The sequence below is a fragment of the Rhodococcus sp. NPDC003348 genome (assembly GCF_053589375.1).
Window position 1 is genome coordinate 61,438 of sequence record NZ_JBSFRT010000030.1, and the last position, 15,956, is coordinate 77,393.

Genomic DNA, 15,956 nt, shown 5'->3' on the forward strand with positions numbered 1-15,956 from the left:
TGAGTCGAAGGCCTCCGCCGGCGAGGGTATCCAAAGGATGAGCAGCCCACCGAGCCCCGCCGCTGCTCAGTCGCGAGGCGATCTGAATCCCGCGACCGTCTCGTCTGCCTGTCGGTTATCCCTGGCCGGCTGAGTACCCGGCTCCGTTCGTGCGACTACCGGGGGCGACTGCCGCTCTGAGGATTCATGAGCAGCAGCTTGGGTTCAAGACGAGACGCAGAGCGTCGAGCGAGTCGGCGCGGGCGCGATGAAACACGTTCATGCCACGGCGGCCGGAGGCGATCATGCCCGCCTTTCGGAGTTGGCCGAGGTGGTGACTGACGGTGGATTCGGCGACGTCGACGCCGGTCGCGAGATCCGTAGTGCAAACTTCGCCGTCGATGGCGGTGAGCAGGATCGACATGAGCCTGATGCGGACCGGGTCGGCCAGCGCCTTGAGCCGGAGCGCGACCTCGAGCGCTGCGTCGTCGGTCATCGGTCCGGCCGAGACCGGGGCGCAGCAGATGGGCGCCGAGACATCGATAACAGGCAGCGTCTTGGGCATGGACTAACCCTACCGACCATATTGACTTATGTCGAAAAGGTGAGATCCTGAAGTGGTCGCTAATTCGATATATGTCACATACGTGGAGGATGTCATGTCACGTGCCCAGCTCGCACTCAACGTCGACGACCTGCAGGAGGCCGTCACGTTCTACTCGAAACTGTTCGGTACCGAGCCGGCGAAGCTCAAGCCCGGCTACGCGAACTTCGCGATCGCCGAACCACCGCTGAAGCTGGTCCTGCTCGAGAACCCCGGCCAGGGCGGCACCATCAACCACCTCGGCGTCGAAGTCGAATCGTCGGAGAAGGTGCACTCCGAGATCGCCCGCCTGACCGGCGAGGGCCTGTTCACCGACGAGGAGATCGGTACCACCTGTTGCTTCGCCACCCAGGACAAGGTGTGGGTCACCGGCCCGGCCGGTGAGAGGTGGGAGGTCTACACCGTCCTCGTCGACTCGGAAACCTTCGGCTCGAGCCCGCAGCACCTCGACGGCCCGCAGAGCTCCGAGGGCGGTGTGTGCTGCGGAACCGCGGCCACGGGCGAGAAGGCGACCGCCGACACGTCCTGCTGCTGACCACCCGGGATACGAGTTCGGCCGCCCGTGGGCGGCCGAACTCGTCTTCACGGCCGCCCGTGGGCAGCGAGGGTGCTCACTCGCCGGCGATGTCGTCGTGGACACCGTGAGCAAGTGACCTCAGCGCCTCGACCCCCACTGGTTCGGTGGCAAGCATCGGCACCACCGCGCATCGTGCGGCGTGGTCGGCGGCGATGGTGGCCAGTTCGGTGGCCTCCGCCGCGGCGCGACGCCGCAACAGCGGCGAGGACGGTGCCGCGGCGGCGAGGGAGTTGTTGACCACCCACGCCCACGGGTGGATGCCAGCGCGTTCGAGGTCTTCCTGCAGACCTGCGGCTTCGAGGCGCGGTGTGGTTTCGGCGAGGGTGACCAGGACGACCTTGGTCTCGTCGGGGTTCTGCAGCCGCATCAACGGGGTGGTGAAGTGGGCGTGCTCGCCCATCTGCCGGGCGATCTCGCGGTGGTAGGAACCGGTGGCGTCGAGCAGCAGCAGGGTGTGCCCGGTGGGGGCGGTGTCGACGACGACGAATCGGCGTCGGGATTCGTGGATGACCCGCGAGAACGCCTGGAATACGGCGACTTCCTCGGTGCACGGCGATTTCAGGTCCTCGGACAGCGCGGCGCGGCCCTGCTCGTCGAGCGCCGCGCCCTTGGATTTGAGGACGCGGGCGCGGTACTGCTCGGTGGCCTCGGCCGGGTCGATGCGCGAGACCTCGAGGCCTGCGACGGCCCCAGCGAGGGTGTGGGCCAGGTGCGCCGCGGGGTCGGTGGTGGTCAAGTGCACCTGGTGGCCACGTTCGGCCAGCGCGACCGCCACAGCTGCGGCGAGGGTGGTCTTCCCGACGCCGCCCTTGCCCATGAACATGATCAGCCCGTGATCGTCGGCGGCGATCTCGTCAACGAGATCCGACAGCGACGCCGCATCGGCAACCGCGCCCAACCCGGCGACGGTGGTAGCCGGTTCGCCGTCGACCGTGGTGGTCGCGGTGAACAGCGAGTCGAGGGCATCGATGCCGACCATGTTGGTGGGTTTGAGTTCGACTTCGTCGACGGGCAGCGCGGCCAGGTTCGCCGGCAGCGCATCCAGGAGGGCGTGTTCGCGGCGGTGGATCGCCGTGTCGAGGGCGTCGCGCCCGTCCGGTTCCGGGAGCAGTCCGTTGACGACGACGTACTGGTGGGACAGTCCGATGTCGGCGAGTTCGGTCTGGGTGCGGGCGATTTCCGCGATCGGTGCCCGCTGCGCCCGTGTCACCAGCACCAGGCGGGTGCGGTCGGGGTCGGCGAGGGCGCCGACGGCGTCGGCGTAGATGCTGCGCTGCTTGTCGAGACCGGCGAGCGGGCCGAGGCACGAGGCGTCGCCCCTACCGTCGTCGAGGAACTCGGTCCACGATCCGGGGAGCTGGAGCAGCCGGATGGTGTGGCCGGTCGGTGCCGTGTCGAACAGGACGTGGTCGAACCCGTCGGTGACGCCGTCGGTGTCGGTGAGCAGGGCGGTGAACTCGTTGAACGAGGCGATCTCGGTGGTGCACGACCCCGAGAGCTGTTCGGCGATCGAGGCGATCTCGGCGTCGGGCAGCAGCCCGCGCACCGGCCCGACTATCCGTTCCCGGTAGGCGTCGGCGGCCTGCTGCGGGTCGATCTCGAGCGCGGACAGACCCGCCACCGCCGGCACCGCGGTGATGGTGTTGCCGATGCTCAGCCCGAACACCTGCCCGACGTTCGACGCCGGATCGGTGGACACGAGCAGCACCTTGCGGCCGGCGCGGGCGAGGGCGATCGCCGACGCGCACGCGATGGAGGTCTTCCCGACCCCGCCCTTACCGGTGAAGAACAGGAATCGGGGCGGGTTGTCGAGAAACTTCATGACAGAGTCCTTTTCAGCAGCAGGTCGAAGAAGCCGAGTCGTCGCCGCAGCAGCCGGCGCCGGTGTCCGTGGTCTCGGTCAGGCCCAGCATCGTGACGCCCGCCGGGGCGGCGACGACGGCTGCCGGGGCGTCGAGCCCGGCCCACTTCGCGAGCTGGGCCCGGTCGGGGTAGCGGCCGGTGATCGCGGTGACACCGTCGACGAGGACCAGCGGCAGCCCTTCCGAACCCGACAGTTTCAGGAACGCGGCGACCGGTTCCCGTTGCGCGAAGGTCAGCGGCTCACTGGCCAGGTTGAATCGGGCGATCTCGCCTCCCTGGGAACGGACCCAGTCCATGTCGGCGGAGAAGGTCACCAACGCCTGGTCGACGTCGTCACCGCAGACGCCGGTGTTGCAGCAGAGGGCGGGTTCGAAAACTTCGATGGTGCTCAACGGTTCTCCTGGTGTTGTTGGGTGAGGCGGGTGGCGAGGTCGGCGACGCGGGCGGCGATGTCGTCGCGCACGAGGCGCATCCGCTCGATGCCGTCGATGCCGCGTTCGGACGGCTCGTCGGTGTCCCAGTTCTCGAATGCGGTGCCCGGCACCTCGTCGACGTGGGCTTCGCGGCCGAGGGTGATCACGACGTCGACGTCGCGGACCAGCTGCGGGTCGACCGGTTTCGGGGTCTCGGCGGTGATGTCGACGCCGACCTCGAGCAGGGACTCGGCCGAGAGGGCGTTGACGGCAGTACCGGGTGTGGTGCCGGCGGAGTGCACGGTGACGGTGTCACCGGCGGCGGCGCGCATCAGCCCGGCCGCCATCTGGGACTTGCCGCCGTTCTTCACGCACACGAACAGCACCGAGGGTGTGCTCATCGATGTGGGTCCTTTCGGGGATCAGGTCAGTCGTCGAGGTCGAGTTCGGCGACGGCGGATTTGGCGGTGCGGCCGACGCCGAGGATCGTGGCCGAGCCGGGTCCGGTCCAGTCGCCGTAGCCGAGCAGGTGCAGGTTCGGTTCTTTCAGGGAGCGGGTTCCGCTGGTGGGCACGGTGCCGTCGGCCCCGCGCAGCCGCAGCGGCCTCAGATGGCCGAGGGCGGGCCTAAACCCGGTCGCCCACACCACGATGTCGGCGTGCTGCCGACGGTCACCCCAGGCGATCCCGTCCGTCGTGAGGTGGTCGAACATCGGAAATGCTGTCAGCGCACCACGTTCACGGGCGGCCAGCACCTCCGGGACCATCACGATGTCACCGAGGGCAGCGACGCCACCGGGATCGGGGCGCCCGGCGGCCAGCGCTGCGGCGCGGCGGGCCGCGACCTCGAACAGCGCCCGGCCGTCGACGCCGTCTGGAAGGAACCGCGGTGGCCGGCTGGTCACCCATGTGGTCGACGCGGTGGTCGAGATCTCCGCGACGAGCTGGGCTGCGGAGTTGCCGCCCCCGACGACCACGACGTCGGCGCCGGCGAACTCGTCCGGGGTGCGGTAGTCGACGGTGTGCAACTGGCGGCCGGTGAAGGTGCGTGCGCCGGGGTAGATCGGCCAGAACGGCTGCTGCCAGGTTCCGGTGGCGCTGATGACCCGGCGTGCCCGCCATATCCGGGCGCCGGCCTCGACCATCAGGTCGCTGCCGTCGCGGCGGACCGCGGTCACCCGCACCGGACGCTCGATCGGCAGGTCGTAGCGGGCTTCGTAGGCGGTGAGGTAGTCCACGACATGGCTCGCGGGCGGGAACCCGTCCCGCCAGTGGGGCATCGGCCAGCCCGGCAGGGTCGCGTACTCCGCCGGGGAGAACAGGCGCAGCGACGGCCACGTGTGCGGCCATGCCCCGCCCGGCGTGGGCTGGTCGTCGAGAATCACGAACCGGTGCCCGGCGCGTCGCAGGTAGTAGCCGGCTGCCAGTCCTGCCTGGCCGCCGCCGATCACGACCACATCGACACTCGTCGTCATCAGATCAACCTGCAGGTCAGCGGCCGGCGGAGGCGGTAGTCAGCTCCGCGATCAGCGCCTCGACCTTGGTCTTGATCTCGTCGCGGATCGGGCGGACCGCCTCGACGCCCTGCCCGGCCGGGTCCTCGAGCACCCAGTCGCGGTAGGACTTGCCGGGGAAGACCGGGCAGGTGTCGCCGCACCCCATGGTGATCACCACGTCGGAGGCCTGCACTGCATCGACGGTGAGGATCTTCGGGTTCTCGGCGGAGATGTCGATCCCGACCTCCGCCATCGCCTCCACTGCGGCCGGGTTGACCTGGTCGGCGGGCGCGGAGCCGGCGGAACGCACCTCGATCCGATCCCCGGCCAGCGCGGTGAGGAAGCCCGCGGCCATCTGGGATCGGCCCGCGTTGTGGACGCAGACGAACAGGACACTCGGAGTGGTGGACATGCACAGTCCCTTTCGAACAGGAGGGTCGGACAGACGGGAAGGGGGCGGTCAGGTGGTGGCGGTGGGCACGAGCTCGCGGAGCAGGCCGCGGACCCGGGCGTCGATATCGTCGCGGATCCGGCGGACCTGCTCGATCGGCTGGCCCTCCGGGTCGTCGAGGGTCCAGTCCAGGTACCGCTTGCCCGGATAGACCGGACACGCGTCCCCGCAGCCCATCGACACCACTACATCGGCGGCCGCGACGACGTCGTCGGTGAGCGGCTTGGGGAACTCGGTACCGAGATCGATCCCGATCTCGGTCATCGCCTCGACCACGGTCGGGGCGATCGCGTGGACGGGCGCCGACCCGGCGGAGCGGACGTGCACCCGCCCGAGACCGTGATGGTCGAGCAGCGCGGCGGCCATCTGGGACCGGCCCGCGTTGTGGACGCACACGAACAGCACCTCGGGCACTGTTTTCGGTGCCGCGCCCTGCGATTGGGCCAACGCGGAGAGGCGATCGGCGGCGAACCGGCCGGCCAGCGTCGTCAGGTGCGTGTGCACCTTCGACGTCCGCCGCAGCGCGGTGTAGGACTCGAAGACGTACCGCTCCACGGTCTGCGGGGAGAACACCCCGGTGCACTTGGCGGACAGGTCCGCTGCCGTGCGGGACAGGACCGCCTGCGGCATCAGCAGTTCCGGCTGCGGCCGGCGATCGTGGGTGCGCAGTTCCTCGTCGAACGACTGATCGGGCATCAGGACGCCTTGGCTGACACGGACACCTTCGTGGTGGGGGCGAAGCGTTTACGCAGCGCGAGCGAGACGTAGACCAGGGCGACGAGGACGGGGACCTCGATCAGCGGCCCGACGACCCCGGCCAGGGCCTGCCCGGAGGTGGCGCCGTAGGTGGCGATCGCGACGGCGATCGCGAGCTCGAAGTTGTTGCCCGCGGCGGTGAACGCGAGGGTGGTGGTGCGCTCGTACCCGAGACCCATCACCGCGCCGAGGAGGTATCCGCCGCCCCACATGATCGCGAAGTACGCGAGCAGCGGGATCGCGATCCGGACGACGTCGATCGGGTTCGAGGTGATCTGTTCGCCCTGCAGGGCGAACAGGATCACGATCGTGAACAGCAGCCCGTACAGGGCCCAGGGCCCGATCCGCGGCAGGAACTTCTGCTCGTACCACTCGCGGCCCTTCGCCTTCTCCCCGTAGCGGCGGGTGAGGAAGCCGGCGAGCAGGGGGATGCCGAGGAAGATCAGCACCGACTTCGCGATCTGCCACGGCGAGGTGTCGATCGTGGTCTGCTCGAGCCCGAGCCACCCGGGCAGGACGGAGAGGTAGAACCAGCCGAGGACGGCGAACATGAGCACCTGGAACACCGAGTTGATCGCGACCAGGACGGCCGCGGCTTCGCGGTCCCCGCACGCGAGGTCGTTCCAGATGATCACCATGGCGATGCAACGGGCGAGGCCGACGATGATCAGCCCGGTCCGGTACTCGGGAAGATCGGCGAGGAAGATCCAGGCGAGGGCGAACATCAGCGCCGGGCCGAGTACCCAGTTCAGGACCAGCGACCCGATCAGGAGCTTGCGGTCGCCGGTCACGGTGTCCAGTCGGTCGTAGCGGACCTTGGCGAGTACCGGGTACATCATGATCAGCAGGCCGAGGGCGATCGGCAGGGAGATGCCGTCGATCTCCACGGCGGACAGGACGTCACCGAGTCCGGGGATGCCCCGCCCGAGCAGGAGGCCGGCGACCATCGCGACGCCGATCCACACCGGCAGGAACCGGTCCAGGGTCGAGAGTTTCGCGACGACGGCCGGATGCTCGGTCGTGGTGGCGGCCTCGCTCACGCCGGAACCTCCGCGCATTGCGCCGACGACGCTGCGGGCTCACCCTCGGTGAGCAGCACCGCCGAGAGCTGCCGCAGCGCGGACGGAAGCACCCAGTAGTACACCCAGGTGCCGCGCCGCTCGCAGTCCAGCAGCCCGGCCTCGCGCAGCACCTTGAGGTGATGGGAGATCGTCGGCTGCGACAGGTCGAACGAACCGGAGATGTCGCACACACACGCCTCACCACCCGCGTGGGAGGCCACCAGCGACAGCAACCGCAGACGCACCGGATCCCCCAGCGCCTTGAACATCCGGGCCAGATCCCCGGCCCAGTCCTCGGTCAGGGGCTCGCGCACCAGCGGCGAGCAGCAGGCGCCGTCATCCTGTGGATTCTGATTCGACATACATCAATATTGACAGGTATCGAATCAGTGCGCAAACAAAAGGGCCGGGTGAATGTTCGACGGGATAGCCGTCGTCGGCGACAAGGGCAGGGCCGAGCCTCAGCCGTGTGCGAGCTGGTTCCGATGGAAGTCGAAGTGCCGGCCGGGGTATCGGTAGACCTGCTCGAGGGTCATGAAGTCGGCGAAGAACGGATCCCATCGCGTCGGGAAGTGCATGCCGGAGCGGAGCGCAGCGTCGGACTCATTGGCGAGACGGCGCTGGAGGGTCTCGATGACGCGGTCGCATTTGCGCCCCATCCTCCGCCGATCGAACACGCGCGCTGCCAGGCAAGATCCTCGGTAGTTGACCTTGTCGAACACCGGAGTGGCGGCGTCGAGGACCCGCGCGAACACCCGGCTCACGCCGTCTGGCAGCCGAGCGAACATCCGCACCAGCACGAGCAGCCGACGGACGACCATGTAGCCGAAGACCATGTGGAACAGCAACTGCTCGTTCGTCCACCGGGTGCCGTTCGAGGCGCGCTCGAAATCCTTGGCACCCATGGCATCGAGGAGCTCGTGCAGCGAAATACGAGCCCGCTCGAGGTCGGCAGCTATCGCCGCTCGATCAACCGACTCGGACGGATCCGCCGTCATTTCGCTCACCCCGCCTCCCCGCACATTGTCCGCTCGCCGCAGACAGCCTGACCAGGGGGAGCTGCCCCTACTGCCCGGGCGAGCGGCGTTCGAGGAAGACGGTGTCACGCCACTGCCCGTCGAGTTGGGCGATGCGTTCGCGGACCCCGACGGTGCGGAATCCGGCGGAGTGGTGCAGGGCGATGGCGGCGCGGTTGTCGGGGAGGATCGAGGTCTGCAGGGTCCACAGTCCGTCCTGGTCGGCGGCGATGACCTGGGTGCGCAGTAGGGCTTTACCTACGCCGCGGCCGCGCATCCCGTCCGCGACGTACACCGAGTTCTCCGCGACCCCGCGGTAGCAGTCCCGGCTCGACACCGGACTCAGGGCGGCCCACCCGACGACGACGCCGTCGATCTCGGCGACCCACCGGTGCCCGGGTAGCCACTCGGCGTCGAGCACGCCGCGGGTGGGGACCTCGGCGGCAAAGGTCGCGATCCCCGTGGCAAGGCCCTCGCCGTAGATGCGACGCACCGCATCCCAGTCATCGCCCTGCAACGGGCGGACGGTGACGTCGGCGGGCAGGCCGTCCGGGCAGCACGGCCGCGGGGCGAGCATGCCCATGACCACGTCCGCGGCCTGCGGCAGTCCGGTGCAGCACGCCGGGTTGACCACGACGACGGTGCTGGTGCCGTCCTTGTGGACGTTGACGAACCCGACGTCGGCGAGCTTGCGGACGTGGTGGGAGACGGTCGGCTGCCCGACCCCGAGCGCCTCGGCCAGCTCGCCGACCGTGATCCCGGCGAGGGCGCTCGCAACCTGATGCAGCAGTCGCACCCGGGTCGGTTCGGCCAGGCACGCGAACCAGCCGGCGTAGGTCGCGGCGTCCTCGGTCGCCAGTGCCTCCGCCCCGGCGAGGCGAGCGGTCCGGACGACCGGCATGTCGAGGGAAGTCATGAATTCACTATATCGATGTCCATCGATGGTTGCATTCATCGATGGACATCGATACGGTTCGAAGAATGTTGATCGATACACGTCGATGAAAGGGTATTTGTGATGCCTGACCTGCCCGTCGTTGTTGTGGGCGCCGGCCCGATCGGCCTCGCCGCCGCCGCCGAACTGCGCGAGCGAGGCCTGACCCCGCTGGTGTTCGAGCGCGGCCAGGCCGCCGGAGCGGCGGTCGCGCAGTGGAACCACGTCCGACTGTTCTCCCGCTGGTCCGAGCTGGTCGACCCGGCCGCCGAACGGCTGCTGACCACCACCGGCTGGGCCCACCCGGCCCCCGAGTCCTATCCCACCGCCTCCCAGTGGGTGAGCGACTACCTCGTCCCGCTCGCCGCCGCCCTCGGCGACGCCGTCCAGCTGGGCGCCGAGGTCGTCGGCGTCGCGCGCCGCGGCCGCGATCGGGTCGTCGACGCCGGCCGCGACACCGAACCGCTGTCGGTGCACATCCGCCGCGCCGACGGATCCGAGGACCGGATCCTCGCGGGCGCGGTGATCGACGCCTCGGGAACCTGGGGCACACCGAACCCGCTCGGCAGCGAGGGACTGCCCGCGGCCGGGGAACGCGCCGCCTCCGCCCGCATCTCCTACCGCGTCCCCGGCGTCGACGATCCGCAGGTCCGCGCCGAGTACGCGGGAAAGCGCACCGTGATCGCCGGTGCCGGACACTCCGCGCTGACCGCGATCGTCACCCTCGCCTCGCTCGCCGCGGAGGCGCCGGGCACTCGGATCACCTGGGCGGTGCGCCGCGCCGGGGTCGGGACCGCGTTCGGTGGTGGCGAGGACGACCAGCTGCCCGCCCGCGGCGCCCTCGGGTTGCGGGCGAAGAAGGCCGTTGACGACGGACTGCTGCAGGTGGTGACCGGATTCCGCACCACAACGGTCGAATCCGACGGTGCCGGCCCGATCGTCCTGGTCTCCGACGCCGGACAGCGAATCGAGGCGGTGGACCGGGTCGTCGCGTTGACCGGGTTCCGCCCCGACCTGTCGTGGCTGTCGGAGATCCGCCTCGGTCTCGACCCGGTCCTGCAGGCGCCGGTGGAGTTGGCGCCGCTGATCGACCCGAACGTGCACTCCTGCGGCACCGTCTACCCGCACGGTGTCCGGGAACTGACCCACCCCGAACCGAAGGTGTACGTCGTCGGGATGAAGAGCTACGGCCGGGCCCCGACGTTCCTCGCGATGACCGGCTACGAGCAGGTCCGTTCCATCGCAGCCCATCTCGCGGGCGACGACGAGGCCGCGAACCGGGTGGAGCTGGTCCTGCCCGAGACCGGGGTGTGCGGCGGTGCGGGTGTGTTCGACGACCCGAACGCCGACGCCGCCGACAGCGGCGGTGGGTGCTGCGGCGCCCCGGCGGCACCGGAGCTGGTCACCGTCGCCCCACCGTCGGGCCGGTAGACGCCGGTGACCGAGACGACCACCTCGCCGCAGACCGGCGCCCTCGACCGGGCCGGTCTGCGGCGGGTGCTCGCCACCTTGTGCCTGACCGAGATCACCAGCTGGGGAATCCTCTACTACGCCTTCCCCGTTCTGTCGGTGGCGATCTCCCGCGAGAGCGGATGGTCTGCGTCGGTGATCGTGGCCGCCTTCTCGATCAGCCAGCTCGTCGCCGCGCTGGTCGGAATCCCCGTCGGACGGATCCTCGACAACGCCGGTCCCCGCACGGTGATGACCGCCGGCTCGGTTCTCGCGGTGCCTTCGCTGCTGCTGGTGGCGCGGGCGCCGACGCTGCCGTGGTTCTACGCCGGGTGGGTGCTGGCCGGCGCCTCGATGGGCGCGGTGCTCTACCCGCCCGCGTTCGCGGCCCTGACCCGCTGGTACGGCGCCGATCACGTCAAGGCGCTGATGATCCTCACCCTCGCCGCCGGTCTGGCCAGCACCGTGTTCGCGCCGCTGACCGCGGCGCTCGTCGAGCGATACGACTGGCGGACAACCTATCTCGTCCTCGCCGTGATCCTGGCCGCCGTCACCGTCCCCGGGCACTTCTTCGGCCTGCGGGGCCACTGGCCCGATTCGCCGCAGCATCCCGGACAGCACGCCGTCGATCACCGTGACGCCTCCCGCAGTCGCGCGTTCGCCGCCCTCGTGATTGCCCTCGCCCTCGCCGCATTCGCGGCGTTCGCCGGCGTGTTCAACCTCGTCCCCCTGCTCGTCGAACAGGGCTTCTCCCCCGGCCTGGCCGCGCTCACCCTCGGCCTCGGTGGCGCCGGACAGGTTCTCGGACGGGTCGGCTATCTGCCGCTGTCGGCCCGCACCGGGCCACTCGGCCGGACCGTCGGCATCATCGCCGCCACCGCCCTCACCACTGCCCTGCTCGGTGTCGCCGACACCGTCGTCGCACTCATCGGTGTCGCGGTCGGGGCCGGTCTCGTGCGCGGCGTGTTCACCCTCGTCCAGGCCACCGCCATCACCGACCGCTGGGGCGCAACGCACTACGGCCGCCTCAACGGGTTGATGTCCGCACCGATCGTCATCGTCATGGCTCTCGCTCCGTGGGCCGGCACCGCCCTGTCCGACTGGACCGGCAGCTACGCCCGCGCCTACCTCGTCCTCGGTGCGATCGCCCTGCTGGCCGCGGTGGTCGCCGCCGCCTCCATGCCCCGCCCCACCCCTGAATCCGAGCCCTGACCCGCAAGGACCCCCGATGCCCGACTACGACGCCCTCGTCATCGGCGGCGGCCAATCCGGCCTCGCCACCGCCCACGCACTGCGCCGCGAACGCCTCCGTACCGCGGTGCTCGAGGCATCCGACGAACCCGTCGGATCCTGGCCGCACTACTACGACAGCCTCACCCTGTTCTCCCCCGCGAAATACAGTGCCCTGCCGGGACTCCCCTTCCCCGGCGACGGCGACCGCTACCCGCACCGAGACGAGGTCGTCGAATACCTGCGCCGCTACGCCAAGTCCCTCGACGCCGACATCCACGTCAACCAGCGCGTCGCGACCGTCTCACACGACGGCCGCCTCTACACCGCTACCACCGATACCGGGGAAACGTTCACCGCACCGCGGATCGTCGGCGCCACCGGCGGATTCGGATCACCCAACATCCCGACGCTGCCCGGGCAGGACGGCTTCACCGGCACGATCATCCACGCCAGCCTCTACCGCAACCCCACCGACCACACCGGCGAACACGTCATCGTCGTCGGCGCCGGGAACTCCGCCGTCCAGATCGCCGCCGAACTCGCCGACACCGCCCACGTCACCCTCGCCTGCCGCACACCACCGAAGTTCGCGCCCCAGCGGCCCCTTGGCCGCGACATGCACTTCTGGTTCACCGTCACCGGCCTCGACGCCCTCCCGATCGGGCACCTGCTCCACCGGTCTCCGACCGCACCGGTGTTCGACACCGGCCGCTACCGCACCGCCCTCGCCGCCGGGGAACCCCGGGCCCGCGACATGTTCACCGGTCTCACCGGGCGCACCGCGCTCTGGCCGGACGGCACCATCACCGATGCGGACACGATCATCCTCGCCACCGGCTACACCCCCCACCTGCCCTACCTCGCCGACCTCGGCGCACTCACCGACACCGGACACCCCCACCACCGAAGGGGCCTGTCCACCACCCACCCCGGTGTCGGCTACGTCGGCCTCGAATGGCAACGCAGTCTCTCCTCCGCATCGCTACGCGGCGTCGGCCGCGACGCCCGGTACCTGGTCAGCCGGTTGGTCCTGTAAACGAGCGTGGGAATCGCCGGATGCGGGTGCGTCCATTACGCGGCCGGTTCGTCTGAGAAAGCGGACTCCCATCCACCACCGGGTGGGAGCACGCCTTCCGAGAGGAACCTCCGATGATCATCCACCTGTCCGCCCACCCCGCCGGAGACCACCGTGGGGGTGTGCGATGAGCGCGCCGGCCGTCGTGGTCGAGGACCTGCATGTCGCCTACGGCAAGACATGGGCCCTTGACGGCGTCGACCTGGCAGCTGCCGCCGGGACGACGCTCGGGGTGCTCGGCCACAACGGTGCCGGCAAAACGACCCTGATCCGCACGTTGACCACCCTCGTGCGGCCCACCATCGGCCGCGTGCAGATCGAGGGCCTCGACGTGGTCGGTGACGCCACCGCGGTGCGCCGCCGGATCGGTGTGACCGGCCAATACTCCGGACTCGACGAATTCCTCACCGCCAGGGAGAACCTGGAGCTGATCGGCCGCCTGACCGGACTGCGGCGCACCGCCCGCGCCCGGGCCGACGCGCTGATCGACCGGCTCGGGTTGCACGAATACGCGGCCCGGCGGGTCGGGGAACTCTCCGGGGGCTCACGCCGCCGGATCGATCTCGCCGCCGGCCTCGTCGGGACCCCGTCAGTTTTGTTCCTGGACGAGCCGACCACGGGTCTGGACCCCCTTGCTCGCGCCGGACTGTGGGACGTCGTGGACGAGCTCACTGCCGCGGGCACCACCGTCGTGCTCACCACGCAGTACCTCGAGGAAGCCGACCGGCTCGCCGACCACATCGTGGTCCTGCACCGCGGCAGGGTCGCCGCCCGCGGCACCCCCACCGAGCTGAAACAGATCGTCGGAGGCAAGGTCCTCAGCGCCACCATCCCGGCCGGCCAGATCGCCGACCTGCCGTTCATCCCGGATGCCGACAGGGTCGACGGCGACCGGGCTCGGGTGTCGGTCACCGTCGACGACGCCACCGCCGCGACCGCGCTGGTCGCCGACCTGCACCGCGGCGGCATCGAGATCACCGACCTCGACGTGACCTCGCCCAGCCTCGAGGACGTCTTCACCCACCTCGCCCACACCACAGGAGCCCACCGATGACCACCACCACGCCCTCGATCGAGCGTTCCCCGATCGGGAACCAACTGGCCGCGCTCACCATCCGTAACCTGCGCACCAGCGCCCGCGTCCCGCAGCTGCTGATGTTCTCACTGACCATGCCGATGGCGATGCTCGTGCTGTTCAGTCAGGTCTTCCGCAGCGTCGCCGCCGGACCCGGTTTCCCGGCCGGGGTCAGCTACATCGTCTTCCTCACCCCGGCGATGCTCGCTGTCTCCACCGTGATGGCCGGCACCAACGCCGGGGTCTCCGCCGCGATCGATCACACCAACGGCCTCCACGACCGCTTTGCGGCCCTGCCCATGCGGGCGGTGCTGCCGGGCGTTGCTCGCACCGTCAACGAGGCCGTCTTCACCCTCGCCCGGGCAGCGCTGCTCGGGATCGCTGCCGTGGCACTGGGTTTCGAGTTCCACGGCACCGCACTCGATGCCGTCGCCGCGATCGTGGTGCTGGTGGTGCTGGCCGGGGCGATGAGCGCCCTGTTCGGGTTGATCGGGGACCGGCTGCGCCGACCGGACGTGGTCCAGTTCGCCGGGATGATGGTGATGATGCCGCTGATGTTCATCTCCAGTGCGTTCGCGCCGCTCGAGACCATGCCCGGCTGGATGCAGGCCATGGCGACGGTGAATCCGGTCGCGCACGCCACCGAGGCCCTGCGCGGGGATGTGCTCGGCACCGCCACCGTCGGGGACACCGTCGCTGCCCTGGTCGCGGCGATCGGGTTGTGGGCCGCGGTCACCGCGGTCCCCGGCCTCACCCGACTGATCCGGTCGGCACGCGCCAGCTGAACGAACGACCCACCCGCCCGCCTTTCCACCTGAGGGAAGGGCGGGCGGGGTCTTCGCATTCGCTGCCCGTCCGGAGCCGGGCACTCCGCTGGCCCCTACCCTGCGGAAAGGGGTAGGGGCCAGGAGAACGCTGTGGTCAGCGGATGCGCCCCGTGCGGCGTCGGCGGCGCTCATGCGGCGGCGTCGAGCAGATGCAGTTCCTCCGCCACGATCAGATCGACCTCTTCGCTGGTCAGATCCGACAACAGATGTGTGGTCAGCATCGCTCACACCTCCTCATCACGCTTCTACTGGTTCGTCGAACCGGAGAATCCGGAATCGACATCGACACCCATACAGACGAGGCACCCCGGATTCGGACGCAGAATGCGTCCGATCGCGGTCGCCGTCGTCGGGTCGTCGGCGAGAAACCTGCACTGAGGGGGTCGCGACCGCGCGGCCAGACGTGGATGCTGGAAGCGGAGAGGAACCAGAATCATGGGCGAGGACACGGCCACCACGACGACATCCCAACCGGAGCCGGCTGATCTCGACCAGCTCTGGCGCCGCTTCTCGAGCGACTTGCGGGCCTTCATCGCCCGCCGGGTCTCGAGTCCCGAGGATGCCGACGACATTCTGTCGATCGTGTTCCTGCGGATGGCCAATAGCCTCGACAACCTGCGCGAGCAGGACCGCATCCTGGGCTGGATGTATGCGATCACCCGCAACGCGATCACCGACTACTACCGGTCCGCGCCCCATCGCCGCGAGCTGGCCGTCGACACCGTCCCCGACAATCCTCCCGACGACGCGCCGGACGCCGACGCGGCTGCGGAGAAAGAACTCGCTTCCTGCCTGGTGCCGATGCTCTCGCGGCTACCTGCCGAGCAGGCCGCGGCGGTGAAGATGGTCGACCTCGACTCCCGGACCCACGCCGCGGCCGCCGGCGAGGCGGGAATCTCGGTGTCCGGGATGAAATCTCGAGTCCAGCGCGGCCGCGCCGCCCTCCAGGCCCAATTGCACGCCTGCTGTCAGATCAGCCAGGACCGGACCGGCCACGTGCACGACTACCAGGCCCGCAGCGGATCGTGTGCCTGCGGAGCCAACTCACCCGCCGACCAGGAGACGGCACACCAGCTCGGGAGCGACGACCGGACGGCCGCGAGGTCACCCCGACAATGAAGTGGCGCGGTGCGAGCCCCGTTCCCTCG

At 69.8% G+C, this 15,956-nt stretch carries 18 protein-coding genes; 7 read left to right on the forward strand and 11 right to left on the reverse strand.

The window, feature by feature from the left end; all coding sequences use genetic code 11:
- Positions 1-184: 184 nt before the first annotated feature.
- Positions 185-544 (reverse strand): Rv2640c family ArsR-like transcriptional regulator, encoded by a 360-nt coding sequence (locus ACWDU4_RS19335; RefSeq protein ID WP_450115530.1) that lies wholly within the window; start codon positions 542-544, stop codon positions 185-187.
- Positions 545-638: 94 nt separating this feature from the next.
- Between ACWDU4_RS19335 and ACWDU4_RS19340 the strand changes: the two genes are divergently transcribed.
- Complete coding sequence (locus ACWDU4_RS19340) at positions 639-1,118, forward strand: ArsI/CadI family heavy metal resistance metalloenzyme (RefSeq protein WP_450115531.1); 480 nt, start codon at positions 639-641, stop codon at positions 1,116-1,118.
- Between the two features lie 76 nt (positions 1,119-1,194).
- Here ACWDU4_RS19340 and arsA read toward each other — a convergent pair whose 3' ends face one another.
- The 10 genes from arsA to ACWDU4_RS19390 all read right to left on the reverse strand — a co-directional run bounded on the left by arsA (position 1,195) and on the right by ACWDU4_RS19390 (position 9,131).
- Entirely contained in the window at positions 1,195-2,982 is a 1,788-nt protein-coding gene (gene arsA / locus ACWDU4_RS19345; protein WP_450115532.1) for an arsenical pump-driving ATPase, read from the reverse strand.
- A 13-nt stretch (positions 2,983-2,995) separates the two neighbouring features.
- Entirely contained in the window at positions 2,996-3,415 is a 420-nt protein-coding gene (arsD, locus tag ACWDU4_RS19350; protein ID WP_450115533.1) for an arsenite efflux transporter metallochaperone ArsD, read from the reverse strand.
- On the reverse strand, positions 3,412-3,837 hold the full coding sequence (locus tag ACWDU4_RS19355) for an arsenate-mycothiol transferase ArsC (RefSeq protein ID WP_450115534.1): 426 nt from the start codon (positions 3,835-3,837) through the stop codon (positions 3,412-3,414). The genes arsD and ACWDU4_RS19355 overlap by 4 nt, the downstream gene beginning before the upstream one ends.
- Positions 3,838-3,863: 26 nt before the next feature.
- A complete protein-coding gene (locus ACWDU4_RS19360; protein WP_450115535.1) occupies positions 3,864-4,910 on the reverse strand; it encodes an ArsO family NAD(P)H-dependent flavin-containing monooxygenase in 1,047 nt (348 codons plus the stop codon).
- A gap of 16 nt (positions 4,911-4,926) precedes the next feature.
- Positions 4,927-5,343: an arsenate reductase ArsC gene (locus ACWDU4_RS19365; protein ID WP_450115536.1), complete on the reverse strand. Its 417-nt coding sequence runs from the start codon at positions 5,341-5,343 to the stop codon at positions 4,927-4,929.
- A gap of 48 nt (positions 5,344-5,391) precedes the next feature.
- Complete coding sequence (locus ACWDU4_RS19370; protein WP_450115537.1) at positions 5,392-6,078, reverse strand: arsenate reductase ArsC; 687 nt, start codon at positions 6,076-6,078, stop codon at positions 5,392-5,394.
- Entirely contained in the window at positions 6,078-7,178 is a 1,101-nt protein-coding gene (gene arsB / locus ACWDU4_RS19375; RefSeq protein ID WP_450115538.1) for an ACR3 family arsenite efflux transporter, read from the reverse strand. Before arsB ends, ACWDU4_RS19370 begins: the two co-directional genes overlap by 1 nt.
- Complete coding sequence (locus tag ACWDU4_RS19380; RefSeq protein ID WP_450115539.1) at positions 7,175-7,561, reverse strand: ArsR/SmtB family transcription factor; 387 nt, start codon at positions 7,559-7,561, stop codon at positions 7,175-7,177. The genes arsB and ACWDU4_RS19380 overlap by 4 nt, the downstream gene beginning before the upstream one ends.
- A 99-nt stretch (positions 7,562-7,660) precedes the next feature.
- A complete protein-coding gene (locus ACWDU4_RS19385; protein ID WP_450115554.1) occupies positions 7,661-8,197 on the reverse strand; it encodes a DinB family protein in 537 nt (178 codons plus the stop codon).
- A 67-nt stretch (positions 8,198-8,264) separates the two neighbouring features.
- Entirely contained in the window at positions 8,265-9,131 is an 867-nt protein-coding gene (locus ACWDU4_RS19390) for a helix-turn-helix domain-containing GNAT family N-acetyltransferase (RefSeq protein ID WP_450115540.1), read from the reverse strand.
- A gap of 102 nt (positions 9,132-9,233) precedes the next feature.
- On the opposite strand from ACWDU4_RS19390, the gene ACWDU4_RS19395 reads away from it, so the two are divergent.
- The 6 genes from ACWDU4_RS19395 (at position 9,234) to ACWDU4_RS19420 (ending at position 15,927) form a co-directional block, all read left to right on the forward strand.
- Positions 9,234-10,580 carry an NAD(P)-binding domain-containing protein gene (locus ACWDU4_RS19395; protein WP_450115541.1) on the forward strand — a complete coding sequence of 449 codons (1,347 nt, stop codon included), beginning with the start codon at positions 9,234-9,236 and terminating at the stop codon, positions 10,578-10,580.
- Positions 10,581-10,586: 6 nt separating this feature from the next.
- Positions 10,587-11,810: an MFS transporter gene (locus ACWDU4_RS19400; protein ID WP_450115542.1), complete on the forward strand. Its 1,224-nt coding sequence runs from the start codon at positions 10,587-10,589 to the stop codon at positions 11,808-11,810.
- Between the two features lie 16 nt (positions 11,811-11,826).
- Positions 11,827-12,867 carry a flavin-containing monooxygenase gene (locus ACWDU4_RS19405; protein WP_450115543.1) on the forward strand — a complete coding sequence of 347 codons (1,041 nt, stop codon included), beginning with the start codon at positions 11,827-11,829 and terminating at the stop codon, positions 12,865-12,867.
- A 166-nt stretch (positions 12,868-13,033) separates the two neighbouring features.
- The gene (locus tag ACWDU4_RS19410; RefSeq protein ID WP_450115544.1) at positions 13,034-13,960 is read left to right on the forward strand and encodes an ATP-binding cassette domain-containing protein; all 927 of its coding nucleotides are present in this window, start codon (positions 13,034-13,036) and stop codon (positions 13,958-13,960) included.
- Positions 13,957-14,766: an ABC transporter permease gene (locus tag ACWDU4_RS19415; protein WP_450115545.1), complete on the forward strand. Its 810-nt coding sequence runs from the start codon at positions 13,957-13,959 to the stop codon at positions 14,764-14,766. Before ACWDU4_RS19410 ends, ACWDU4_RS19415 begins: the two co-directional genes overlap by 4 nt.
- A gap of 477 nt (positions 14,767-15,243) precedes the next feature.
- Positions 15,244-15,927, forward strand: coding sequence for a sigma-70 family RNA polymerase sigma factor (locus tag ACWDU4_RS19420; protein WP_450115546.1), 684 nt, complete (start codon positions 15,244-15,246; stop codon positions 15,925-15,927).
- Positions 15,928-15,956 lie beyond the last annotated feature (29 nt).